Here is a 22427-nt window from a genome sequence, read left to right as displayed (position 1 = left end):
CTTCGAGACTTCGGCTCAGGGGCTGGACGCTGCCATTGGCACGGATGCTGCGGCCGTCACGAACAGATCGGGCCCGGAATCCGGGAATCCGCCACAGGCGCGATCGCCGGGTGCCACCGGGTCACAGGGCCACTGCGCGCGCGCGACCTTCTCGCGCAGCTCGAAGCGATCACCGGTCCAGACCACGAACGCGATGTGCTCACGGTTCCAGTCACTGTAGGCGCGCGGACCACCCTTCTGCGCCGACTCCGGGTATTGCACGAACCAACGCATGGCCGGGCCGTACTGCAGCTTGCTGTGGTCCAGGCTGATCCGGCCCTCACGCGACAGCTGGCGCGCACGATCGGCCTCCGTGACCGGGGGCATCGTCGGCATGGCATCGGCGGTCACATCCCGCGGCGCCGCATCCCCGCGGACCTGGTACACACGCTGGGCCACATAAGCCTCGCGGCAATCACCCGCTGGCACACGGACCGGCTCCGCGCCGTACTCCTCGCGGTTGGCGACCCGGTCGCTGCAGGTGAACGGCGCTGACACCAGGTAGAACGTGCTGTCGGCGTCGCGCCCTTCCAGCGAGCGCACCCAGATGTCGCCCATCCGCACGATGAAGTCCGGGCGCTGGCCATAGCCCGGCACAGCCTTGAACCAGGCCTTCTGCCGCACCTCACGCTCGCGCCAGCTGCGCGGCAGGTGGATGTCCTGCACAGGCAGCGCGACCAGCAACGCGGCCAGATGCGCCGGCATGGTGCCCTGGCAGGCGCCAATCAGCAGGTCGCCCTGGGTCGCCAGCCGCCCGGCCAGATCCACCGGGCAGCGGGCACCGAGCGCCCGCTCGGTCGCCTGCTCTGGCGGCAACGGCACGATGGCCAATGCGGGCGGAGCGGGGGCTACCGCGGGAACGGTTGGCTCGACGGAGGCGGACGGTGCAGCCACAGGTGCCGCCGCTGCGGGCGCAACGGGCGCCGGCGCCGGATCCGCAGTCGGCGCCGGCTGCGCGTCCACCACAGGTGTCGCAGGGGGTGTCACGGCAGCCGACACCTCGGGCGTCGGCGCCACGACAACGGCGTCGGCCGCCGCGGGCGCTGCAACGGCCGCCGCCTCTGCAGGCGCCTCAACGGTAGCCTCGGCAGCGGGGGGCGTCTCCACAACAGGTACCGCTGCCTCCTGAGCCTGTGCCGACGCTGCGGCAAGTCCAAGTGACAGCAGCCAGAGCGGCGGCAGCCGGCGCACGGATGCAGTGCAGCGGGCAGCGGTGTGCCGGGTATTCGAGGGAACGATTCGCATGTGGTGTCCTTACGAGTGGGTTTCCATGTCGGCGCCACAGGGCGCCACGCGTCGTACGTAAAGCGCCCGCGGGCACTCTGCCCGCCGGCATCAGGTGCTACAGGGATCGAGAGCGCTGCTCCTGCTCGCGGGCGAGCGCGGCCGCGGGGTCCTGCTGGGCGACACTGGCGGCCAACTGCTGGCTGCTCTGTGCCAGCGGCTGCTGTGCCGCCTGTTCGCGCTCGACCGAAGCGCGCAGCATGGCCGGGTCACCCAGCGCGCCCTGCACGGCAAACAACGTGCGGCCGTCGTTGCCAGCCAGGAGATGATCGATGCGCGACATCCCCGCCTTCTGCGCGCTCAGCGCCAGTGCGCCGGCAGCATTGTCCAGTTCCTGCACGCTGCGCAGACCGCTTTGTGGTCCCATCTGCTGCAGATGGTGGCGGGCGCCCTGGAACAGGGCATGCCCCGGCGCGCCAGGCTGCGACATGTCGCGCACGGTGGCCTGCTGGGCCGGCGCCCCGACTTCGCCCCGCTCCAGCCGCGCCATCACATCAGGCGTCAGCTTCTGCTGCCACACCTCGAATCGCTGCTGGCGGGCCTCGATGCCGTTCAGGCCACCATTGATCGCGCGCGTCGCTTCGCGCACGTCCTCGCGCGCCGCTTCCGGCACCCGCGTCTGCCACTGCCACACGGCAATGCGGCCAGCGTGCTCGGGCTGCGCGGCCAGTTCCGGGTGGTTCACCAGGTCCAGATCCAGCGCCTTGCCGGCACGCTCGTAATTCTCCTTGCCGACCAGAGGCAGATAGCCACGGCCGTGATACTTCAGCGCATCGCCAGGCGCGTCATTGCCCATACGCCCGCCATACATCAGTTCGGCCAGGTTCTCCGGCCGACCACGCAGCGCCTCCTGGCGCGCGCTCTCAAGCGCGCCATTGCCATTGCGCCACGCCGCTTCCACCGGGATCTGTGAGATACCCCGGGTGAAGTTGAAACTTTCATTGAGCCGGCTCAGGCCACGGGACTCGTGCCCGGCCTGCGCCATGAAGTTGGCCAGTTCCCGGGACGAGGTCATGCCGGCCTCCGTGGCCTGCCGCAACAGCTGCGACTCCCTATCCTGCGACACGGTGAAACTCCTGCTCGATCATCGTTGGATACTCCCGCCTCCTCACCGGCATGGCACTCAGGGCAAGCTGACGTCGGCGACGACGGACGGATCGAAATCCTCGAACCGCACCCGGCCAAGTTCGGCGGCCGAGAAGTCACGCGTATGGGTGGCCTCGGTCTCGGTGTCGACCACCCTTCGCTGCACGCCATGCACCCAGCACGCCTGCTCGGCAGGTGCATACCGGAACGTGTAGACGCTGCTCCAGCGTTCGCGACTGCCGCCGTTGGTGATCACACTGAACGCACCATCCTCGATGGTCACGTACGCGAAGGGATCGCCGGCAATGCCTCCCCGGGTGGAACACGGCACCAGCTTGTCGTTGCGCGCCGCCAACTGCCATCGGCCCGTGGCGTCGCCCAGCAGCAGCAACAGCACCCGGTTGGGACCGTGCTCGCCGGGCAGCAAGCCCTCCGGAGGAGGTTGGTCGATCACCAGCAGCTGGTCCTGGAACCCATTGCCGGTCAGATCACCGCGCACGGCTTCCAGCAGGTTCGCGCCGGACGGAACGAACGCCAAGGCATTGTCCATGTGTACGCCACTCCCCTTCTCCATCCCCTGCAACTCCTTCAATCCCGTCCTGCCAGTTCCCGAGCGGAGGCCGGAAACGGGGCGATGCCTCGCACGTGCCCTGCGGCCGCCATGGCGGATGATAGCCCCGAGCCCACGGCAACCGCGATGGTGGCAAGCGTCACCCGCATCGCGGGGGGACACAGTCCTCATGGACGGAAAAGCTCCTGCGTTCGATGGCACCGGCGCGCCGGGATTTTGACGCGCACGCAGCTTACTTCGAGGAGGCGGGGCTCGTCGAAGGGGGCTTGGGATGAAAAGCGCACTTGATCACATAAAAAGCGCGGTTAACGTGAATGGTGGCTTATCGGGCAAACAGATCCGCGGCGGATGGCACCGCCGGGATGCGCTGCGACCCCACACAAGACCTGATTCGGCTAAGGCGATGTTGCACGGAAAGCCTGCGCCTCCCGTGCGGCTAGCAGCGACACGCCGCCCATGCTTTGCTGCCTCGCGTCGTAGCCAGCAATCACGATCAGCGCAACTGCTGCGCGCATGTAGCCCCGTGTGTGGCGTAGTCACGGACGTAGCCGTCCATCGTCAGCACCGTGATATCGCATCGATGGTTGACGTCACTGACGACATGCCCATAAGCATTCAACCCCTGCACACGCTCGCCACGGTGCAGGTACAACGTACGCGAACCATCGGCCCCATTCTCCACACGATCCGGTGGGCCCCATGTCCTCACGAATTCCTGCTCTGTCTTTCCGATCCACAGCTCCATGAGATTGTTGCGACCCACCCGGTTCGCTGCGCGACGCGACTCATCCAGAGCTCTGCTGGTTTCATTCTGGCCGCGCGCCACAGTCGCTTCCAGGCTACGCACAGTACGATCCATTTCAGCGTCGGTCGGCCGATAGGTGAATGCTGGGCGCTTGCCGTCCTTCCACAGGCTGCCCCAGATGAAATCCACAGGCGATTGCCCGGCGTCACCGATGGAAAGGAAGCCGCGCTTCATCATTTCCGCCGGCACCTTGGCCTTGGGATCAGGCCCCACGAGACAGGCAAACTGCACCAGTTGCACCTGCCAGGGAGCAGTCGCCTCGGCTCGCGGTTCAAACTTATCCGGCGGGACGTTCTCCATTGGCCGATCGCGCCACTGGATCAGACTCGTCCTGGTGGCCACGGTGTTGCGTGAGCAGTTCACCCAGTACTTTCTGACCAGTCGATTCGGTTTGGTCGCGTTCTCGTAGACGGTATTGACCTGGATCTCGTACACCGGCTCCGGACCCGCAACCGGGTCACCGGGCTTGGGTGGCTTCCTGCGGCGCAACTGCTTAAGGTACGCGTTTTGCTCTGCCGGCGTGGCACGCTGCAGAAAACCGACCAGATCCGAGCGGTCGGCGAGCGTTTGCGCATCGACCACCCATGCCTCGCGGTTCGGCGTTTCGCCACCGGTGAAGATGACCCAGCTATCAGCCGCATGGGTCGACGAGGCGAACAGCAGTCCGCCAATCAGTGAGGCAACACGGCCTGGATTCTGCATGATTCGTTCCTTCGAATGGCGCGAAGACTTACGGTAGCGCGGATGGCACCCTATGGCACGGCCTGGCGCGTCGCCTCGCGGGACGCCCCCCGTTGGCGCAGAGTCGGCACCTTAAGCCTGAACGAAAGTGACCCACCCCCAGAAATCTGGTGCAGGCGAGAGTAGAGACGTCGGCACATTGGGCCCCGTGACAAACGAGGATTCAGGCATGAAGAAGTCGCGTTTCACCGAGGAGCAGTTTGCCTACGCGCTGAAGCAGGCAGAGCAGGGAACGGCAGTAGGCGAGATCTGCAGGAAAATGGGTATTGCCGAGGCCACCTTCTACGTATGGCGAAATAAGTACGGTGGGCTTGGCCCTTCGGAATTGAAACGTTTAAGGCTGCTGGAAGAGGAAAACCGAAAGCTCAAGCAATTGGTTGCTGATCTCAGCCTGGACAAAGCCATGTTGCAGGAGGTGGTCACAAAAAAGTTCTGAGGCCTGCCCAGCGACGCACCCGGGTCGGCGGGTCCATCGTATTTGCAAGGAAGAAGGCCTTTCTTTAAGGCATTGCCGGCCTCGGCGCAGTAGAAGTGCACGCCAGCGTCAGCCGATAAAGGTAGCCGTTGCTCCCAATGCACTTTGGGGAATGGACTTCGTCAGCGACGCACTATTTGACGGTCGCCGTTTCCGGATGCTGACCGTGGTTGATTACTTCACGCGTGAGTGTCTTGCCATCGTCGTGGACCAGTCGCTACGCGGGGAGCATGTGGCGGAGGCAATGACGAGGTTGGCAGCCCAGCGAGGATCGCCGGGCGCAATCAATGTGGACAACGGCAGCGAGCAGGACAAGTTCACAGTTGAGTCAGAACTTCTCAAACAAGGGCTCACTGCAGTCGGTGTACTTAACCACGCAAGCCCTCCCCCCGTTATCCAAACAACTCTTCATCGCTGCCTTTGTAGCGACATCTTTAGAAGGCCCTCCAGCCATTGATATCCTCCCACCAGACCCAGATTCAGGAGCCACGAGAGCAGCACACTGATTCTTGTAGGTGAGCCCAACAGCGCAGTCCACCGCCCCATACGATGCGCATCGCGACTGCGCCTCAGCTATTGCTTCCGCCTTGGCACGCTTTCCGACAGAAGCGCCCACGTCACCCGTTGTAATCGAACGAGAGATGGCTCCCCAGGTCTTTATCCAACGCCCGGTCGCTCGAGGGCTCGGAACCTCCCCCCCACCAGTTCCACCAGGGATCGGAGCGCAGCCGCCTACTCCTTGGCCGCCAATCGGGTACTGTCCGGGCGGACAACGACCCTCCGCATATGCACTTACAGAGAACGCGAGCAACAGAACTAACAGCATCACTTTCTCAATTTTCATAAGCTCTATTCAACGACCAAGACAATTCGGTGAAACGGCCATCATGGAGGACGGCGGACCTAACGATTTGCTCCCCGAAGACCCGTCTCCTGTGCTCCCAACGTCGAACTCTGCGGCAACGTCATGCGTGATACTCCAGCGGTCGCGTCCTGGGTATTGGTGGACACATTAGCGTTGTTGGATGGCTTATCCGGCGTGTAGTAACTACCCGGCGGCTGTCCATTAGGTCCCGGCGCCTGCGCCACCGGGCTACCGCCTATCTGCGAATATGCCATGAAGCTACCCAAGGTGCCCTGGAAGAACATGGCCGCCATTGGGGGCGCAGTCAGAATCAAGGTCGTCAGGATCAATCCCATGCCGCCCTGCTGCATCGCCTGACTGGTCATACCGTCACTGGACGCGCCCATGAGCGGGAACTTGTTCACAAGCGCTGTCATCCAGAACGAGGCCGACACGCGGATCACCATGTCCAGCGCGATCGAGACCATCGCCGCCAGCACCGCCATGGAGAACATGGTTCCAATACCGTAGAACAGCCATCGCTGGAACAACTGCTTGGTCTGATCGAACAGAAGGCACAGAATGAACAGTGGTCCCAAGCCAATGAACAAGGCCATGGCGACCTCATACAGCAGCAACATGGAACCTGCCGTCACTGCAGGTCCGCCCGTGCCCAGGCCGATGAACCACATCGCACGGGTCTTGTCAGCCTGCAGCTCGGGATCATTGAGAATCTTGATGCCATCGATGCTGGACAGCGCCACCTGCATCCAGGCAAGGCTCTTGTCGATCTGCGCCTCGGGCTTTTCATCCTTGCCGGTCACAACGTGCGTGATCAGCCCCTTCACGTCTTCCGTCAGGAATTCATGGAGGTCGCGACCGAACATGCCCATGCTTGTCGCCACCGCCACGATCAGGGCGGCGCGCGCCATGTTGGTCACCAGGATCATCATCGAGTCCCGGCTGCGGCCGGTGACGATCCGATAGCCCTGTACCAGCACCCACAGGGTCATCAGGGTCAGCGCGATGCCGCCGACCCACGTCATCATGTTCTCCATCAAATGGAAGCCGAACTTGCCAATCCTGTCGCGCAGGTAGTCAAGAATCAGCTTGAAGAACACGAAGTCGCCGATCGACTGGATACGCACAGCGTGCTCCATCAGATCCTGGAACCCGCCCGAAAAATCAAAGTTGGCAATCGACCTGATCGTCATTCCTGCAATCCCTTGGTAATACCGCTTTTGCACCGGTGGCCGCCCCTTGTACTTGCTCTGGCCACCCCACCGCCTGCCTCAATCGATGGACAGTGCAGCCTTCAGCGCGACTGTCTTCACCAGATCGCTCGCAAGGGTCTTGGTGGGATCTCCCTTGAGCGCCGCCTGTGCCACAATCTTCTGGTTGGCTTCCATGACTTCAATGTAGGCATCGTAAGAACGCATGCGTCCTTCCCAGCTCTGCGCTGCCACTTCCAGGTTGTTGGCCATGCGGGTCGCTTCGCTGTCCGAACCCTGGACGTTGCCCTGATCATTGCTGAAGATGCGCAGATCGAATATTTCCTTCAGGCCCGACTCCATCTGGGGAATGGACTGCGCGAGGAACATGACCGAATCGTTGTACTTGCGATTCTGCATCATGCGGATGTTCACGCAGATCTGGGTCTGCTGCTCCTTCATGTCACCGGTCGGATTGAACACAAGACTCTTGAAAAGATCGCCGGGCGAGAAACTGCTCTTGCTGCCACAGGTTTCCGCCACCAGATAGTCCGCAGGCACGGGTACCAACGGCTGCCCCTCCGGCAGGCCGATCTTGCGCATCTGAGCCTGCACCTTCACCAGCGCCTGAGCGTACTGGTCCAGCGTCCTTTTCCAACGCTCTGCCTGCTCGGCATACTCGGCAGCGTCGGCCGCGTAACTGGTGATCGAGTTCTTGTACTCATAGATGGCCTGCATCAGGTTCGAGTAATCAAACACCGGCCAGCCTGCGTTCGCCGTCGTGGTTGCCAACGACATCACGGCGCCCAATGCCAACGCGCTCAGTCGAGTGCTGCGCGGCATACCGGCCTTCTTCCTGTTCTTGCTCAGACTGTTCATCATCGTCTCCATAGTCGGTCGTTCAAGAGCGTCGGGACACCCGACTCATGCCACGGCCTCAGTACTCGCCGTCTTGCCCGAACCCTTTCGATTCTTGTAGAAATCTTCCAACCACTGTTCCGGCGTGAGCTCGTCCACGGTGATCCGATTGCGGACTGCAGCCATCTGCAACACCCGATGCATGATGTCGATGTTGTCGGTCGAGGCCGAGATCACCGACAGGATGTCGTCCATCCCACGCAGGTTGAGCTGGCAGACGCTGGACGCATGGCCCTGCTTGACCAGGAAGCAGCGCGAGCGCTCGTCCAGGGCGGTAACCACCCTGAACTCGGCCTCGGTCAGCTTCAGGCCGTCCATGTAGTCGCTCTTGCTGGCATTCGGGTTCGGCAGCAGGATCAGCGTGGCGGTCTGTTCGATCAGTGCGGCGGAGATATCGCTCTTCAGCGCGTCCTCCGGGCTCTGCGTCGCGAAGATGCCCAGACCGTTCTGCTTACGGATGGTCTTCTGCTTGTTCTTCGCGAATTCCTTCAGGCCACCCTCACCGTCCAGAATCTTCCAGAATTCGTCCATTACGTAGATCAACGGACGCCCGTCGATCAGCGACTCCAGGCGGTGCAGCAGGTAGTTGATGACCGGCACACGCACTTCGGGGTTGTCGATGATGTCGGTGTAGTCGAAGCCGATGATATTGGCCTTGCTCAGGTCGACGGTATCGACCGGATTATCGAACACCCAGCCCAGCGAATTGCCCGAGGTCCAGCGGCGCATGCGCGCGTAGAGGCCATCGTCGCCCATGTTGGGCAGGCTCTTCTGGAAGTTGGTCATGCTGCGCAGGTGCATCGGCGTATCGAGCATGCTCTCCACTGCGCGGTAGATGTCCTCTTCCTCGCGGGCGCTGTACTCACGCTTGCCGGCCAGCACCTTGATCAGGTCGGCCAGGAACTGCACGTTGGCTTCATTGTTCTCGCACTGGAAGGGGTTGAAGCCGGTCGGCGCGCCGTTCTCCAGGGCCAGATAGTTACCACCGCAGGCGCGCACGAAGATCTCCGCACCGCGATCCTTGTCGAAGAAGAAGATGGTCGGCGACGGCTCATACTTCTGCACCTGGCTGAGCAGGAAGTTGATCAGCGCGGTCTTACCGGTACCGGACTTGCCAATCACCATGGTATTGGCGATCGCCTTCTCGCCCAGCGAGTTCTCTGACGGATGGGTCGCGTGGAAATTGAAGTAGTACGGCTGGCCGTTGGTGGTCTGCAGCGTGGTGACGCAATCGCCCCACGGGTTGTTGTGCTGCTTGCCGGTCGCGAAGTTATGCAGCGGCGACAGGCCCAGGAAGTTCAGCGAGCTGACATTGGCCAGGCGGGTGCGGTAGCGCCAGTTGGCCGGCAGCTGGGAGTAGAAAGACGAGGTAACCGCCAGATCTTCCTTGGTCGATACAAAACCGGCATTGGACAGCTCGGCGCGCGTCGTGGCCACGTTCTGCGACAGCTTGGCCTGGCTGTCGCCGTAGACTGCCATGATGAAGTGATACTCGCCGAGCACGAAATTACCCGACGAGAGCTGATCCATCGCCTGGTCCAGCTCGACGATCTGGCTGACTGCCTTGTCGCCGGAGGAGATCATCATGCCCTTGGTGCGGTCGAGCACCTTGAGCGCGTCCTGACGCCCCATCGGGCTGAACGAATGGGTGATGACGTACTCGTAGTCCAGGTACTTCAGGCCGTTGAGGATGCCCGGGTAAGTTCCCTCGGCATACTCCTTGATGTTCAGGATGGCGCCGAAGTGGTTGGCACCATTGGGGGTATTGATGACGAAGTCACCGGTCTTGGACGAGAACATGTGCCGGCTGACCGGCAGGTAGTCCTTGATTGGTGCCGACAGCACCGGGACCGGCTCGTCAATGCGATTGATCAGGTAGCCGAACAGCTCCAGCGTTTCCGAGAACACCACGCCATTCTTGGCCTCATACATGCCCAGGCGATACGGCGCGTAGTCGCGGATCACGGCCTCGACGTTGCCGGCCAGTTCCATCAGCTTTTCGACTGCCTGCTCCTGCTCCGCGCGCAGCTTGTCCACGTTCGCCGACTTCTCGACGAAGCGCTTACCCGCCACCACGGGGCGATAGATCATGGTCAGGTACAGCTCGTTCTGCATGATGCGCTGCGAGGACAGCATGCCCATGTACTGATCGGACACGTCCTGGTTGAAGCGCTGCTTGTAGTTGCTCTTGCCCTTCAGCGTGCGGCGACGACGGATGTCATGCACCCAGAACGCCACGTTCACGAAGTCGGGAGCACGCAGCGTCTGCAGCAGGCGGTTGAACGTGTTGTGGCGATGCTCCAGCTCCCACTCCTCACGGCCGACGAACGGCAGCCCTTCCAGATGCCAGGTCAGCAGGTAGTCGCCGCCCGTGGTCTTGACCACGTTCGGGGCGACGTGCGACGACAATGGAATGAACTCGCTGATGGAGGTGTCTGGGCTGAACATACGACTGCTTCCAAAGAGGTACTGCCAAGAAGTTTCAACAGACCCGACGGGCGCTTGCGCCCGCCGGGCCGGATCCGGACCTCAATCCATTCGGGCCGGCTTGTCGCGGTAATGGTTGGGGTTGAACACCCACATGCCATCGTGTTCCTGCACGTTGCGGACTTTCAGCTTGAACATCAGGCGCAGGCCCAACAGGCGGAAGATCATTTCGTCACGCTTGGCCATCTGTCGCATGATGAAGACCGCCACCGGAATGGTGAGCAGGAACCAGAAGTTCGTATACATGCTGAGCAGCAGCAACCCGCCTGCCACCATGAAGAATGGCAGGTAAGGCACACCCAGGAACATGGCCGGGCGCGTGCAGCCGCGGAACACGACGTTCTTATGCACTGTAGTACTGGATCGCGTTTTTGATCAGGTAGTAGCCAGTGCTGGTACCAGCACCGCACTTCCCATCACTACCTTCGCCCAGCAGCATGCGTGCGATCTGGCCAGCGGCACCGATCAGCACGCCACCGATCAGGATCGGCGCGACGTCACCGATGCGCTTGTGCGCGAAGGCGATCTGGTAGCCGGCGAAGATCACCGCAATGGTCACCACGGCGATTGAGGCCATGTTCAGCAGGCCGTTGATGTTGGAGAAGAAACCGCAGACCTTCTTGTCGGTGCCGCCGAAGTCGGTGCCGGTGGCGAACACCTGCGGGGCGAACAGTGCGCCAACGAAGATCGTGGCCATCAGCAGGGTCTTCAGCGTGCGCTGGGCCTGGACGAGGTCGAGATTGGATCGCTTCATGGATTGATTTCCTTGTTGATGGACTAACACAACTGAATCGGCCAGCCGGGGGACTGGCCGCACCACGACTTCGTCAGAACACGAAGGCCGCATCCCCTGCGGGAATCTGTTGCACCGGTGCGGCCTGCACCGGCGCGTTGTACGAATTGTCGGCACCCGCCACAGGCTGGTTACGCTCGCTCCAGGGCCGCAGCATCACGGGCCCCTCATTGCTGGCACCGGCGGCGCCCGGCAACTGCTGCGGCATGGCCATGGCCTGCGCAGCACGCTGCTGAGGCAACTGCTGCGGCATACCACCGGACTGTTGCTGCGGATAGGCGGCCCCTTGGCTGGGTTGCGCTTGAGGCTGCATCATCCTGTCCACCGAACCCAGCACCACCTTGGACAGCGCCTGGTCGGCGAGATTCAGCAAACTACCCCGCGCCATCGCCCCGGTGGACGGGTACACGACATAGGCGCGTGCGGGATCTTCCGACGGCACGTACACCGGGCCGTTGGATTGAGCAACGATGCGCGCCTGCGCCGGAGAGGCCAGCTGCGGATGATGTTCGACCTTCACGCTGCGGCGCTCGCCGCGGCTCACCACGTCGATCGGCGCAACACCATTGCTGGCAACCTGCTGGCCGCGGCGGATCGAGTCGTAGATCTTCTGCACGTAGCCGTGACGGAAGCCGGTCTCGAAGTTGCCCGAGTAGTAACAGCTGAACGACTTGCCCCAGTCACCACCGGAGCGCTTGTAGCACTCGGCGAGAATGCGCGAACCGGCCTGCAGGTTCGGGCACTGCTGGAAGGCCTTCTCGTACGAATCCAGCCCGTATTTGCCCAGGTTGTAGCGATTGACCTGGGCCAGCCCGATCGAGAAGTTGTAGCCCTTCTCTTCCAGCATGCGCACCGTCGCCAGCGCTTCATCCAACGCCTTGGGCTGGCGCACCAGTGCACCGCCGACCACGCCGATGGCGTAGGGATTGCGCGACGATTCGACGTTGATGACGTGCTGCATCACATCCATCGACACGGCCATCTCCGGGCACGCCATCATTTCCAGTCCTGGCAGCATCCCTCAGCCCTCCTGCCCCTGGGCACGCCCAGGATTGAAGTCGATGCCGGTGATGTAGCGCGAGCCAGCATGCGCCTTGATATGCACAACGATGTCGATGGTCATCATCAACAGCCGCTTGATCACGTTGAACTCCAGGCCCGAACCTTCGGCTGAAGCCTTAACCATCAGTGCAAGCTGGTCCCAGGTCTGCTCCGGGCTGCCCGCATGGCAGCTGGTGATCGAACCCGGATGGCCGGACGCGCAGTTGCGGATGAAGTAGAACGCTTCGTCACCGCGCAGCTCGGCCAGGATGATGCGCTCGGGCTTCATGCGCAGGCAGGCTTCCATGCAGCTCTTGGCCGTGACATTGCTGGTGCTCTGCCCGCCCTTGGAATACAACAGGTGCACCACGTTGGGCTGGGTCAGGAACAGCTCGCGTGCGTCCTCGATGGTGACCAGGCGCTCGTTGTCCGGGATATGGTTGACCAGCGCCTTCATGAAGGTGGTCTTGCCGCTGCCGGTCGCACCGGATACCACGATGTTCTTGCGGTACATCACCGCACGCCGGAAGAACTCGGCGTACTCTCGCGAATGACGCAGCTCCAGCAGCTCGCGATCCTGCTCGCTGATGCTGCCATCGCTTTCCAGGATCTGATTGAAGAAGCCGTCTTCGTGATACTGGCTGAGCGACTTGGTGTGCTTGGACGGCAGACGGATGGTGATCGACACCTTGCCTGCATCACATGCAGGCGGAATCACGAACTGCGCACGCTGGCCAGTGGGGAACGTGAGCGACACGACCGGATCGGCATCGGTGATGCGCTGGCCGGTGTTGCTCTCGTTCACCACCGCCGTGCAGAACTGCCGGGCCCGCTCGAAGGTCAGGCTCGGCACGTCCACCCGCTGCCACCCGGCCCGCGTTTCCAGGTACAGCTCACCGGGACGGTTGATGCAGATTTCCGTCACTTCCGGAGAGGTCATGTACTCGGCGATGCCCAGCACTTCGTACTGATAGCGCAGGAAATCGCTGGAGACGAGGGCGAGGGGTGACACTTCGGCGTCCATGATCGTTCGTTGGGTTACCGGCGGGGATGCAGCACGTTGGTGAAGTCGACGTCCTTGGCGACGTAGACGTTCACGATCGTGCCCTGGTTGATGGTGACGGTTGGCGGACGACGGTTGCTGCTGAGTGCCTCGTTGGCCAGGCGCTCCATCGTGCGTGCGGTAGCACTCTCGTAGGGCGACTGCACCGTCATGCCATTGTTGGCGATGGTCGTGGTCTCCGGACCGTGCTCGGCGGCCGCATACTTGAAGGCGTCGGAAATCAGGCTGATCATCAGCGCCGATGCGATACGGCTACCCCAGTGCGCGCTGTACTGGCCCGGATGACCGGCGCCACCCAGCTGATCCACGCCCGGGCTGGACATCGCAACGTCGATGCCATTCGGTGTGGTGATGCGATCCCAGATCACTTCCACGCGCTTGCCCATCGGACCGCCGCCGTAGGCGCCATAGATCTTGGAGCCCTTCGGCAGCAGCAGGTTGCGACCGTTGATCGAGTACACCGGCTCGGTCAGCAGGCACGAGGTGTAGCCGGCGAGGTCGGTGATGATGCGGGTTTCCAGCACGCAACGCAGGTAGGTGCCACGCACCAGCAGCGCATCGGGGCTTTGGATGTAGGTGGCGCTGGAGACATCCTCGACGTCCGGGCCGCGGCGAACCTTTGCGGGAGCGGTGTTGCCGTTCTGCGCCTGCAGCGTGGCGAGCATGGCCTGTTCGTAGGATGAAGGAGGACCCCCAGCCTGACCCTGCCCTTCACCCATGCCACCCACGCCACCGCCAGACCCGGCAATGCGGCGATCAAGCAGCGAGGGGCCACGCTCGATCTCGCGCTCCTGACGCGTGCCCATCATCGCTGGCGAAATGGCATTGCTCTCCTGCGGCGGCAGCGGTGGCAGCATCGGAATCGGGTCAGCGGGCTGCATCGCCTGCGACGGAACCGGATCCGTCTGCACGGCGTCCGGCAGCGTCGGCGTAGACACGCGCGCAACTTCCGGCACCTTCTGCACGGCATTCTTGTCATCCTGCCCCTTCCGGAACAGCAGGAAGCCCATGGCCACAAGCAGCAGCACGATACCGCCGAGGAACAGCAGCGCCTTGCGGTTCAACCGCTGCTCTTCGGCCGAGCGCAGCTGCGGCGCGGCCGCATCCAGATCCGGCGCGGGCTCGGCCTGGGTCGTGCCGAAGTAGGGATTCGACGGCGCGTCCGCGGCACCCTGTGCGCCGTACGGGCTCTGGCTCTCGTCGCGTCCGTTGTTCGGGTCGTTTCCGGGAGTGTTCTGCTGGCTCATTTCTTCACGTTCCTTCGCAGGCCGACGACGAAGTCGCCGTGGCGGATGACCAGGTACGGGTGCGTCCCGTGCACGATCAGCGTATTGCCTTCAACCGTGGTGTTGACCACGAAGTCTTCACCGTATTCCGTTTCACGACCGAACACCGCCGGGAAGATGCCGGTCTTGTACTCCGGCGAATTCGGCAGTTTCAGGTAGGTGAAACGACCATCGTCGTAGGCGTTGACCGGGATCAGCCACCCCATCTTCTTCGCCTTGCTGGTCGAATAGGAGTAGTTGAAGTTGTACTGCCGGTCCTTGGCCAGTTCCGAGCTCAACAACGGCTTGGCCTCTTCTTCGACCGCTTCCTGGGCGACACCGAACACGGTGTCGTTGGGATAGACGAAGGCGATCTTGTACTGCACGCCTGCACGGCGTGCCTGCTCCAGCTGGCGCCAGTCGGTGGCTACTACCTTCAGTTCGAAGATGTAGGAATGGGTCTCGGTGCGCACCATCATGTTGGTGTCGACGTCGACGTTCTTCGGCTTGAGGTAGAACACGTTCTCGCGGCGGGTCAGTTCCCAGCCGCTGCTGAAGCCGGTGCTGTAGTCGAGGATCTTCTCGTTAGGGCTCAACTCGATCTGGGTGGTCAGGCCCAGGCCGGTGCGAACCGGATAGATGCGGTCCTTCTCGTACTCGTAGTGGTCAACCGCCTGCGCCATCGCCGCTGCTGAGAACAGCAACGACAACATCGACAGCAGCGCCAGCGCGCTTCCCCTGATATTTCGACTACTCATCGGTTGCTTGCTCCATCAGCAGTTCCGGTGGAATTGTTCTGCGCCGGCCTCATGGCCGGATGTCCGGGCATGGCCTGCCCCGGCATTGCTTGCCCCTGCACCGGCTGACCCGGCATCGGTTGGCCCTGTACAGTCTGTCCCGGCATTGCCTGACCCGGTACCTGGCCGTTGGCTGGCACCGCGACCGGCTGGCCGGTGGCCGGGTCGATCATGGTGGCCGCGGCCGGATTGTTGGGATCGTAGACACCCTGCGCCTGCTGCGCGGCCTGCGCGGCCTGCTGCGCCTGTGCCTGCATGGCGCCGTCATCCGGCACCGGCACGCCACGCGAGTAGTCGTTGTCGACGCGGTACTCGGTGACCTGGAACGCCAGCGGATTGAGGATGCGATCCTGCTCGGACAACGCCAGGTTCTGGTTGTACTCGAAGCGCATCGTCACCAGCTGGTTGTCCAGGTAGGTAGAGACGCCGGTGCGCTTGTCCAGCAGGCTGCGCTGGATGCGCACCGAAGCGCCGCGGAAGCTGCCGTTCGGTTCTGCGCCCAGCGGCGTGATGCTGAGGATCTTGACCCGGATCGCGCGTTCGCGGCCATACATCACGAACGGGTTCTGCGGATTGTTGCCGGCATAGCGGACACGCATGGACTGCGCCACCGGATCGGTGGACATCACGAACACCAGTTCCCAGTCACGCAGCCCCATCACCGCCGAGTCGTACGATTCGCGCGCGAGCACGTACTGGGCGACGTTGCTGCGATTGATCGCTTCGTTGGTGGTGATCGTCTCGCCCTGGAACGTGCCACTCAGGCGCGCGACGGTCGCGGTACCCGTGTAGGCATCGGCCATCACCAGGAACGGCACCTTCTCCTTCAGCGGCAGCATGTAGTAGTAGCCGCCCGCCAGGGCGAGCGACATCAACAACGAGCCCGTGGCGACCCACCACGCGCGCCGCTCGCTGCGGCGCGCCATGTCGGCCACGGTGATCTCGTAGCTGACCGCCTTGGCGACCGACTGCTCGACCTTGGGACTATTGCCGGGATCCTTCTTGCGGAACATGGATTCTTCCGTACTGCTGAAACATCAATGGGCGTGGCACCCCTGCGACAGGCGCGGGGAGCGGCACGTTCGATGATTTCGAGGTGGACTCAGGTGCCGCTGTTGGAATCAGCGCCCTGCGCCGACGCGGTCGGCGTCGAGCCAGCGCTCTGCACAACGATCTGGTTGCCAACGATGGAGACGGAGATGCCCTGCGCCGCATAGGCTGCGGTCAGATCGATCACGGCCTGCTGTGCGTTGGTGGTGTCGATGTTCGAGACCGCGCCATACAGGGTGAAATCCGAGCTGAGGCGGTAGTCCAGCGTGCGCCCGGAATCCTTGGCCCAACGCTCGAGCATGGCTTTGAGCGTGCCATCCATCGGCGAGGCCTGGTAGACGTAGCTGGAGTACAGCGGAATTTCGGTCGTCGTCGCAGCAAAGCGGTTGACCGGCTTCCAGCGGCCTCCGAAATCCGGAGCGGACTTGGTGGCGCAACCGGCCACCATCAGCGCCGCCACTGCGGCGATGGACATTTTCGCGATAAACGCCTGATTCATACGGGCTTCACTTTGACGTACGAAAAAGCAGTCCCGAGCATTGGTCCCCTGGTCGTCCGGCGCTGCATCGCGCACGCCGGAATCGGAGGGACACGCTGTGTGCAGCGCACCCACTCCGGCTCCCCTGCAGCCCAAAGGCTGCCAACCAGGTCGCGGGGCCATCGGCGCAGCCGACAACACATCCGCATACCTCACCAACGTCGAAACCATCCTTGTTTCCATGGCACAAACTCCTGGCCACCCTGCTGCTACATCTTCGACATCCAGCACACACTTCTGGACGACATGCACAGGGTCGCACAACCACGCGTCAATTCCATGTCAGACAAGTCTGAAAATCCATGAACAAATGCCAAATTCTTGACCGAAATCACGAATTCACATTCTTAACTTCGAATCAAATTCACAAATTAAGCGTCGTGAATTAGACGTTCAGCATCGGAACGTCCACCTTCGGCAGCAGCCTCGAAGTGAAGTAGCGGTCCTTGTAGTAGCGGATCTTGTCGCACTTCACCGGATGCGGTATGCCCTCATACAGGAACACCTCCATGTCCGGCCCCATTGCCTTCAGCTCCTGCGGCAGCATCAGCGCGCGCCGTTCCTCGGTGAAGTTGTGGGTCTTCTCGCGGGCATGGGTGACGTTCTTCTTGCGCACCGTGGTGTAGCCCAGCATGTCCGAATAGTCATTGGCATCCTGTTGCTCACGCGGCGCGTACAGGATCTGCAGGGCATGGTTGGTGATGATGGTGCGTGACACTTCCCGGCCGTAGGTGGCGTCGAGCTGGGACATGCTCTGGATGATCGGCAGCAGGCGGATGTTGTAGCCAGCCATGTACGACACCGCCGAGGCGATGATCTCCACTTTGCCGATCGAGGTGAATTCGTCCATCAGCAGCAGGCACTGATACTTCAGGTCCGGGTTGGACTTGGGCAGTTCCTTGGTGTTGAGGTTGATCAGCTGGCTGAAGAACAGGTTGATGATCAGCCGGCTCTCGGCCAGCTTGTTCGGCTGGATGCCGATATAGATGGTCATCTTCTTCTTGCGGACATCGGTCAGCAGGAAGTCGTTGCAGCTGGTGGCCTTGTCCAGCACCGGATTGATCCAGGGATTGAGCGGTTCCTTGAAGGTGCCCAGGATCGAGGCGAAGGTCTCATCGGCCTGCGACAGCATGTTGGCGAACGCCGAACGGGCGTTGGCGCTGAGGAACGGCCGCTCCGACAGGGTCTTGAGGTACTTCTTCAGGTCGGTGCCGTCGCCGGAGGACAGCCGGTACACCGCACCGAGCGTGGGCGTGCCGGCGCCGCCCGGGAAACCGCTGCTGCGCTCGTCGTCCCAGTTCTCGAACAGGTACAGGGTGAAGGCCATGAACGCGTTGCGCGCCTGGCTGACCCAGAATTTCTGGTCCTCGGCCCCGTCCGGATACAGCATCGCGGCGATGCTCATCAGGTCCGAGACGCGGAAGGCCGGATCATCGGAGACGTAGCTGAGCGGGTTCCAGCGGTGCGTGCGCCGATCTTCGGCGAAGGGATTGAACAGGTAGATCTCCTGGCCCTGGCTGGCGCGCCAACCGCTGGTCAGGTCGAAGTTCTCCTGCTTGATGTCCAGCACGACCAGTGATTCGCCGTACTCCAGCAGGTTCGGGATGACCACGCCCACGCCCTTGCCCGAGCGGGTCGGCGCGGCCAGGATCACGAACTGCTGGCCATCCAGGCGCACCAGCTTGCCGCCATGGCTGCCGACCACGATGCTCTGGCCGGTCTTCTTGAACATGCCGTGCTTGGCCAGGTCGGCGCCGGTGGCGAAGCGCGCGTCGCCGTGCAGCGAGCGCTTGTCCTTCTTCAGCAGCAGCACCAGGCCGGCCACCAGCAGCACCAGCAGGGGCAGGCCGAAGCCCACGTAGCCAGCCCATTTGATCTTGCCCACGAAGGGCGCGACCTGCGGTTGGCCGATGGCGTGGACGTACTGGTAGTAGGTGTTCCAGGTGAACAGCTGGGTGTCCAGCCCCAGGAACAGCAGGGTCAGATAGCCGGAAAACACGAAACCGAGCAGCAGGGTCGCCAGCGTGATGATGGCGATGAGCAGATACTTCTTACTGGGCAACACCCGAATCCTCCATGATGCGCACGCGGCGCGACGGCCTAGCGGTGGCGCCAGCGCGACGCCTTCTTCCGCAGGTGGTTCTCGTTTTCCAGCCCGGGCTCCTCGCCCTCTTCACGCACCAGTTGCAGCAAGCGTTGGCGCGCTTCGGCCAGTGATATCAGGTCGGTCAGACGATCCCCATCGTCGGCGACGACCGCATGGCCGACCACATCGCCGGGAGCGTACACCGGCTCGTAGGACACCGCTACCAGCTGATAGCGCCCACGGGTTTCCAGCACATGCCTGAATTCCTGCATCTCACTCCTCCTTGTCGGGGCAACACTGCGTCCCCTGCCTCGCCATCATGCCCGTGGCAGCGTCATGGGCGCATCCACAACCGCTGCGGCTCTTGCGCGAAACTGTGCGCGGATATCCAAGGAGACTGCAATGGACTGGGTAGCACTTGCCCGTACGCTGGCCACCGAGGCCCACGCGGGGCAGTTCGACAAGGCCGGCCAGCCTTATATCGGCCATGTGGCGCGGGTGGCGGCCGCCGTGCGCGGCGACGATGACGCCGAAGTGGTGGCCTGGCTGCATGACGTGGCCGAGGACTGCCCGGCGTTTGCCGCGCGGATCGAGGTATTTCCGGCGCCGCTGCGCGAGGCGGTGCAACTGCTCAACCGCGATGCAGCTCCTGACGCGGACAGCTACTACGCGCGCATTGCCGCCCACCCGCTTGCATTGAAAGTGAAGCGCGCCGATCTGGATGACAACGCCGATCCACAGCGGCTGGCGATGCTGGACGGGACCACGGCAGGGCGCCTTCGCGACAAATACGCTCATGCCCGGGCGGCGCTGGGCATCTGAGCCCGCCGCGAGGCGGCGCGGAGGGCCGGCGTGTCACCGATCAAACGCTGATTTACCCTGAGTGCTGCTGCTCCTGTTGCAGTGCAGCAGTACAATGGACGGCTCCCCCGCCCCATCGCGCCTCCGCATGAGCCCCAACTCTTCCCTGGCTGCGCGTCTGACGCCCCGCCAGCGCACCCTGATCATCCTCGCCCTGTCGCTGGGTGGATTTGCCATCGGCACCAGCGAATTCGCCAGCATGGGGCTGATGCTGGAGATCAGCCGCGGCCTGTCGATTTCCGAAACCCAGGTCGGGCACCTGATCAGCGCCTACGCCATCGGCGTGGTGGTCGGTGCCCCGATCCTCGCCTTCGTGGGTGCCAGCTTCCCGCGCCGCAAGCTGCTGTTGGCGCTGATGGGCTTCTACGCGATCGGCAACCTGGCCAGCGCGCTGGCACCGAATTACGGCACGATGCTGGTGGCACGCTTCGTCGCCGGCCTGCCGCATGGCGCCTACTTCGGCGTTGCGATGCTGGTGGCCGCTGCGATCAGCCCTGCCGGCCAGCGCGGCCAGGCGATGTCGCGGGTGCTGCTGGGCCTGTCGATCGCGATCCTGGTCGGCAATCCGTTGACCACCTGGCTGGGCCAGCAGTTGAGCTGGCGCACCGCCTTTGCCCTGGTCAGCGTGCTGGCCATTGCCACGGTGGCGATGATCGCGCGCTTCCTGCTGCCGGACCCGGACGAAGTGCGTACCTCGCCGATGCGCGAACTGCGCGCCTTCAACACTCCCCAGGTGTGGCTGGCGCTGGCGATCGGTGCGGTCGGCTTCGCCGGCATGTTCTGCGTGTTCACCTACCTCGCACCCACCCTCGTGCAGGTCACCGGCGTTGCCGAATCGTGGATGCCGCTGGCAGTAGGCGTGTTCGGCATCGGCGCGATCATCGGCAACATCGCCGGTGGCTGGCTGGTGGACAAGTTCCATTTCAAGGCCGCCGCCGTGGTGCTGCTGTGGTCGATCGTGATGCTGCTGCTGTATCCGCTGGCCGCACAGTCGGTGTGGACCATCGGCCCGATGATCATCACGGTCGGCACCATGGGTGCGCTGGCGGCGGTGCTGCAGACGCGCCTGATGGACGTGGCCGGCGAAGCGCAGACGCTGGCGGCGGCCTCCAATCACGCCGCCTTCAATACCGCCAACGCACTCGGCCCGTGGCTGGGCGGCATGGCGATCAGCGCCGGCTTCAGCCCGGCCAGTACCGGCTATGTCGGTGCAGCCACCGCGATCGGCGGCCTGCTGCTGTGGTGCGTGGCGGTGATGCTGGACAGGAAGCGCAAGACCGTCGCCGCCGGCAACCACTGAAGAACGGACGACCGCATCCACAGGTCAACCGTTCGACTGAGCCGGCTTCGTCGCGCTCCTGACGCGCGATGAACACATTTCGTGGATGTGCATTTGGGCACAGTGCAGCCGACGCCGTTTTCTCGGCCTGCACCGGACCCGCAATGCACCACCCTCGCGCCCCTGCCCGCCACGATGCCATCGCCTTGCAGGCCGGCATGCTGGGCAGCGTGTTGGGGGTGGCGTTGTCCAAGGCCATCGCCTTGTCCGCGTTGGCAGCCGATTCGATGATGGGGATCGGGCTGTGGGTGGTGGCCTGCGCACTGCTGGCTGCCTGGGCGCTCGCAGCCTATCTGGCCTGCCTGGCGCTGAGCCGTCGTGTGTTCGTGCTGATGGTGGCGCTGTGCATGGTGCTGATGATCTGCATCGCCTGACCCAGCAGGGGCCGGACTATCGCGCATTTGTTACAGAATAACAAGTGCAATGGGTCCGATTGTGCATGCCCGGCGTCACGGATTTGAATTCCATGACCATCCTGGCATTACCCGAGGCCACCCCATGAACCTGCAGCCTTCATTCCGCGCCACCCTCACTGCCATCGCTCTGGCGTCGCTCAGCGCCTGCGCCACCTACGACGACAGCGCCATGCATCCGACCTGCCAAGAGTCACCCCATCTGAAGGATCTGCCACGCGAGGTCGCTGCCCGCGAGAGCCGTTGCAACAAGGATGTGGAAGTGTGGTCGAGCGAGCGCGGCGGCAGTGACAAGCCGCTGGACCTGAGCGGAAAGAAAAAGGATCTCTGAAATGGAGCGCTGCCGGTTGCCGCAGCTGGCTTGATCATGTCCATGCACCTGGCTGACTGGCCCATCACAACCGGCGCGCGACGATGAGGTCTCCCCACCCTGTCGAGATTCAGATGCCGGACACTGCCCACCCTGTCATTCGCGCGTTCGAGGCCGTGTTCGATCTGTCAGGGGGCGTGCAGCGCATCACCGCGCTCACGGTCACCTGCCGGCATTGCACATCGACCAGTTCGGCCAGTGAGGACAATCTGGTGCACTTGCCAGGTGGAGCATTGTTCCGCTGCGACGGGTGCGGCTGCCATCAGCCGGTCAGCCATGCCCGGCTGTCGGACTGGCAACCGGCGTCGTTGCTGGGTATCTGAGGACCGCGACGTGATAATGACTGCGGA

Annotated in this window: 23 protein-coding genes and 1 pseudogene; 6 read left to right on the top strand and 18 right to left on the bottom strand. The window is 63.0% G+C overall.

Annotated features, from left to right (window positions below):
- Positions 1-15: 15 nt before the first annotated feature.
- The 4 genes from ACM0O9_RS03610 to ACM0O9_RS03595 all read right to left on the bottom strand — a co-directional run bounded on the left by ACM0O9_RS03610 (position 16) and on the right by ACM0O9_RS03595 (position 4487).
- The gene (locus ACM0O9_RS03610; protein WP_235649333.1) at positions 16-861 is read right to left on the bottom strand and encodes a hypothetical protein; all 846 of its coding nucleotides are present in this window, start codon (positions 859-861) and stop codon (positions 16-18) included.
- Positions 862-1381: 520 nt separating this feature from the next.
- Positions 1382-2389 (bottom strand): XVIPCD domain-containing protein, encoded by a 1008-nt coding sequence (locus tag ACM0O9_RS03605; protein ID WP_005417198.1) that lies wholly within the window; start codon positions 2387-2389, stop codon positions 1382-1384.
- 57 nt (positions 2390-2446) lie between these two features.
- Positions 2447-2983, bottom strand: coding sequence for a hypothetical protein (locus ACM0O9_RS03600; protein ID WP_032954278.1), 537 nt, complete (start codon positions 2981-2983; stop codon positions 2447-2449).
- A 490-nt stretch (positions 2984-3473) separates the two neighbouring features.
- Positions 3474-4487 (bottom strand): hypothetical protein, encoded by a 1014-nt coding sequence (locus ACM0O9_RS03595; RefSeq protein WP_235649334.1) that lies wholly within the window; start codon positions 4485-4487, stop codon positions 3474-3476.
- A gap of 208 nt (positions 4488-4695) precedes the next feature.
- On the opposite strand from ACM0O9_RS03595, the pseudogene ACM0O9_RS03590 reads away from it, so the two are divergent.
- Positions 4696-5353: pseudogene (locus ACM0O9_RS03590) on the top strand (transposase); the annotation flags it as partial.
- On the opposite strand, the gene ACM0O9_RS03585 reads toward ACM0O9_RS03590, so the two are convergent.
- The 14 genes from ACM0O9_RS03585 to ACM0O9_RS03520 form a co-directional block, all read right to left on the bottom strand.
- The gene (locus ACM0O9_RS03585; RefSeq protein ID WP_164262764.1) at positions 5330-5827 is read right to left on the bottom strand and encodes a DUF4189 domain-containing protein; all 498 of its coding nucleotides are present in this window, start codon (positions 5825-5827) and stop codon (positions 5330-5332) included. The pseudogene ACM0O9_RS03590 and the gene ACM0O9_RS03585 overlap by 24 nt on opposite strands.
- Before the next feature lie 77 nt (positions 5828-5904).
- Positions 5905-7059 (bottom strand): TrbL/VirB6 family protein, encoded by a 1155-nt coding sequence (locus ACM0O9_RS03580; protein ID WP_235649335.1) that lies wholly within the window; start codon positions 7057-7059, stop codon positions 5905-5907.
- A 78-nt stretch (positions 7060-7137) separates the two neighbouring features.
- Positions 7138-7935 carry a hypothetical protein gene (locus ACM0O9_RS03575; protein WP_231109098.1) on the bottom strand — a complete coding sequence of 266 codons (798 nt, stop codon included), beginning with the start codon at positions 7933-7935 and terminating at the stop codon, positions 7138-7140.
- Positions 7936-7980: 45 nt separating this feature from the next.
- Positions 7981-10422, bottom strand: coding sequence for a VirB4 family type IV secretion/conjugal transfer ATPase (locus ACM0O9_RS03570; RefSeq protein WP_414604074.1), 2442 nt, complete (start codon positions 10420-10422; stop codon positions 7981-7983).
- Between the two features lie 81 nt (positions 10423-10503).
- Positions 10504-10812 (bottom strand): VirB3 family type IV secretion system protein, encoded by a 309-nt coding sequence (locus tag ACM0O9_RS03565; protein ID WP_019660289.1) that lies wholly within the window; start codon positions 10810-10812, stop codon positions 10504-10506.
- Positions 10805-11215 carry a TrbC/VirB2 family protein gene (locus ACM0O9_RS03560; RefSeq protein WP_065186157.1) on the bottom strand — a complete coding sequence of 137 codons (411 nt, stop codon included), beginning with the start codon at positions 11213-11215 and terminating at the stop codon, positions 10805-10807. The genes ACM0O9_RS03565 and ACM0O9_RS03560 overlap by 8 nt, the downstream gene beginning before the upstream one ends.
- 73 nt (positions 11216-11288) lie before the next feature.
- Entirely contained in the window at positions 11289-12272 is a 984-nt protein-coding gene (locus ACM0O9_RS03555) for a lytic transglycosylase domain-containing protein (RefSeq protein WP_065186158.1), read from the bottom strand.
- 3 nt (positions 12273-12275) lie between these two features.
- On the bottom strand, positions 12276-13319 hold the full coding sequence (gene virB11, locus ACM0O9_RS03550; protein WP_049415061.1) for a P-type DNA transfer ATPase VirB11: 1044 nt from the start codon (positions 13317-13319) through the stop codon (positions 12276-12278).
- A 14-nt stretch (positions 13320-13333) separates the two neighbouring features.
- Positions 13334-14605, bottom strand: coding sequence for a TrbI/VirB10 family protein (locus ACM0O9_RS03545; protein WP_053500185.1), 1272 nt, complete (start codon positions 14603-14605; stop codon positions 13334-13336).
- On the bottom strand, positions 14602-15381 hold the full coding sequence (locus ACM0O9_RS03540; RefSeq protein ID WP_014037652.1) for a TrbG/VirB9 family P-type conjugative transfer protein: 780 nt from the start codon (positions 15379-15381) through the stop codon (positions 14602-14604). Before ACM0O9_RS03540 ends, ACM0O9_RS03545 begins: the two co-directional genes overlap by 4 nt.
- Positions 15378-16433, bottom strand: a complete 1056-nt coding sequence (locus ACM0O9_RS03535) for a VirB8 family type IV secretion system protein (RefSeq protein WP_414604075.1) — start codon at positions 16431-16433, stop codon at positions 15378-15380. The genes ACM0O9_RS03540 and ACM0O9_RS03535 overlap by 4 nt, the downstream gene beginning before the upstream one ends.
- 89 nt (positions 16434-16522) lie before the next feature.
- Entirely contained in the window at positions 16523-16969 is a 447-nt protein-coding gene (locus tag ACM0O9_RS03530) for a hypothetical protein (RefSeq protein WP_032954281.1), read from the bottom strand.
- Positions 16970-17393: 424 nt separating this feature from the next.
- A complete protein-coding gene (locus ACM0O9_RS03525; RefSeq protein WP_061480696.1) occupies positions 17394-19073 on the bottom strand; it encodes a type IV secretory system conjugative DNA transfer family protein in 1680 nt (559 codons plus the stop codon).
- A 35-nt stretch (positions 19074-19108) separates the two neighbouring features.
- Positions 19109-19366 (bottom strand): hypothetical protein, encoded by a 258-nt coding sequence (locus ACM0O9_RS03520; protein WP_005417248.1) that lies wholly within the window; start codon positions 19364-19366, stop codon positions 19109-19111.
- 130 nt (positions 19367-19496) lie between these two features.
- Between ACM0O9_RS03520 and ACM0O9_RS03515 the strand changes: the two genes are divergently transcribed.
- The 5 genes from ACM0O9_RS03515 (at position 19497) to ACM0O9_RS03495 (ending at position 22400) form a co-directional block, all read left to right on the top strand.
- Entirely contained in the window at positions 19497-19916 is a 420-nt protein-coding gene (locus ACM0O9_RS03515) for an HD domain-containing protein (RefSeq protein WP_005417250.1), read from the top strand.
- 127 nt (positions 19917-20043) lie between these two features.
- Entirely contained in the window at positions 20044-21255 is a 1212-nt protein-coding gene (locus ACM0O9_RS03510) for an MFS transporter (protein WP_005417252.1), read from the top strand.
- A gap of 143 nt (positions 21256-21398) precedes the next feature.
- Positions 21399-21668, top strand: a complete 270-nt coding sequence (locus ACM0O9_RS03505; protein ID WP_005417254.1) for a hypothetical protein — start codon at positions 21399-21401, stop codon at positions 21666-21668.
- 124 nt (positions 21669-21792) lie between these two features.
- A complete protein-coding gene (locus tag ACM0O9_RS03500) occupies positions 21793-22038 on the top strand; it encodes a hypothetical protein (protein ID WP_414604076.1) in 246 nt (81 codons plus the stop codon).
- Between the two features lie 113 nt (positions 22039-22151).
- The gene (locus tag ACM0O9_RS03495; RefSeq protein WP_005417258.1) at positions 22152-22400 is read left to right on the top strand and encodes a hypothetical protein; all 249 of its coding nucleotides are present in this window, start codon (positions 22152-22154) and stop codon (positions 22398-22400) included.
- Positions 22401-22427: the final 27 nt, after the last annotated feature.

The organism is Stenotrophomonas sp. FR012 (genome assembly GCF_047520565.2).
Classification (GTDB): Bacteria; Pseudomonadota; Gammaproteobacteria; order Xanthomonadales; family Xanthomonadaceae; genus Stenotrophomonas; species Stenotrophomonas sepilia.
This window is presented reverse-complemented; position numbering and strand designations above follow the sequence as displayed.

Excerpts from the sequence above, each read along its gene's own strand:
- ACM0O9_RS03535 (WP_414604075.1), bottom strand. The coding sequence starts at position 16,433 with ATGTTCCGCAAGAAGGATCCCGGCAATAGTCCCAAGGTCGAGCAGTCG.
- ACM0O9_RS03520 (WP_005417248.1), bottom strand. The coding sequence starts at position 19,366 with ATGCAGGAATTCAGGCATGTGCTGGAAACCCGTGGGCGCTATCAGCTG.
- ACM0O9_RS03585 (WP_164262764.1), bottom strand. The coding sequence starts at position 5,827 with ATGCTGTTAGTTCTGTTGCTCGCGTTCTCTGTAAGTGCATATGCGGAG.
- ACM0O9_RS03500 (WP_414604076.1), top strand. The coding sequence starts at position 21,793 with ATGAACCTGCAGCCTTCATTCCGCGCCACCCTCACTGCCATCGCTCTG.
- ACM0O9_RS03515 (WP_005417250.1), top strand. The coding sequence starts at position 19,497 with ATGGACTGGGTAGCACTTGCCCGTACGCTGGCCACCGAGGCCCACGCG.
- ACM0O9_RS03495 (WP_005417258.1), top strand. The coding sequence starts at position 22,152 with ATGCCGGACACTGCCCACCCTGTCATTCGCGCGTTCGAGGCCGTGTTC.
- ACM0O9_RS03600 (WP_032954278.1), bottom strand. The coding sequence starts at position 2,983 with ATGGAGAAGGGGAGTGGCGTACACATGGACAATGCCTTGGCGTTCGTT.
- ACM0O9_RS03505 (WP_005417254.1), top strand. The coding sequence starts at position 21,399 with ATGCACCACCCTCGCGCCCCTGCCCGCCACGATGCCATCGCCTTGCAG.
- ACM0O9_RS03510 (WP_005417252.1), top strand. The coding sequence starts at position 20,044 with ATGAGCCCCAACTCTTCCCTGGCTGCGCGTCTGACGCCCCGCCAGCGC.
- ACM0O9_RS03595 (WP_235649334.1), bottom strand. The coding sequence starts at position 4,487 with ATGCAGAATCCAGGCCGTGTTGCCTCACTGATTGGCGGACTGCTGTTC.
- ACM0O9_RS03555 (WP_065186158.1), bottom strand. The coding sequence starts at position 12,272 with ATGCTGCCAGGACTGGAAATGATGGCGTGCCCGGAGATGGCCGTGTCG.
- ACM0O9_RS03575 (WP_231109098.1), bottom strand. The coding sequence starts at position 7,935 with ATGAACAGTCTGAGCAAGAACAGGAAGAAGGCCGGTATGCCGCGCAGC.
- ACM0O9_RS03530 (WP_032954281.1), bottom strand. The coding sequence starts at position 16,969 with ATGAATCAGGCGTTTATCGCGAAAATGTCCATCGCCGCAGTGGCGGCG.
- ACM0O9_RS03560 (WP_065186157.1), bottom strand. The coding sequence starts at position 11,215 with ATGAAGCGATCCAATCTCGACCTCGTCCAGGCCCAGCGCACGCTGAAG.
- ACM0O9_RS03570 (WP_414604074.1), bottom strand. The coding sequence starts at position 10,422 with ATGTTCAGCCCAGACACCTCCATCAGCGAGTTCATTCCATTGTCGTCG.
- virB11 (WP_049415061.1), bottom strand. The coding sequence starts at position 13,319 with ATGGACGCCGAAGTGTCACCCCTCGCCCTCGTCTCCAGCGATTTCCTG.
- ACM0O9_RS03545 (WP_053500185.1), bottom strand. The coding sequence starts at position 14,605 with ATGAGCCAGCAGAACACTCCCGGAAACGACCCGAACAACGGACGCGAC.
- ACM0O9_RS03580 (WP_235649335.1), bottom strand. The coding sequence starts at position 7,059 with ATGACGATCAGGTCGATTGCCAACTTTGATTTTTCGGGCGGGTTCCAG.
- ACM0O9_RS03540 (WP_014037652.1), bottom strand. The coding sequence starts at position 15,381 with ATGAGTAGTCGAAATATCAGGGGAAGCGCGCTGGCGCTGCTGTCGATG.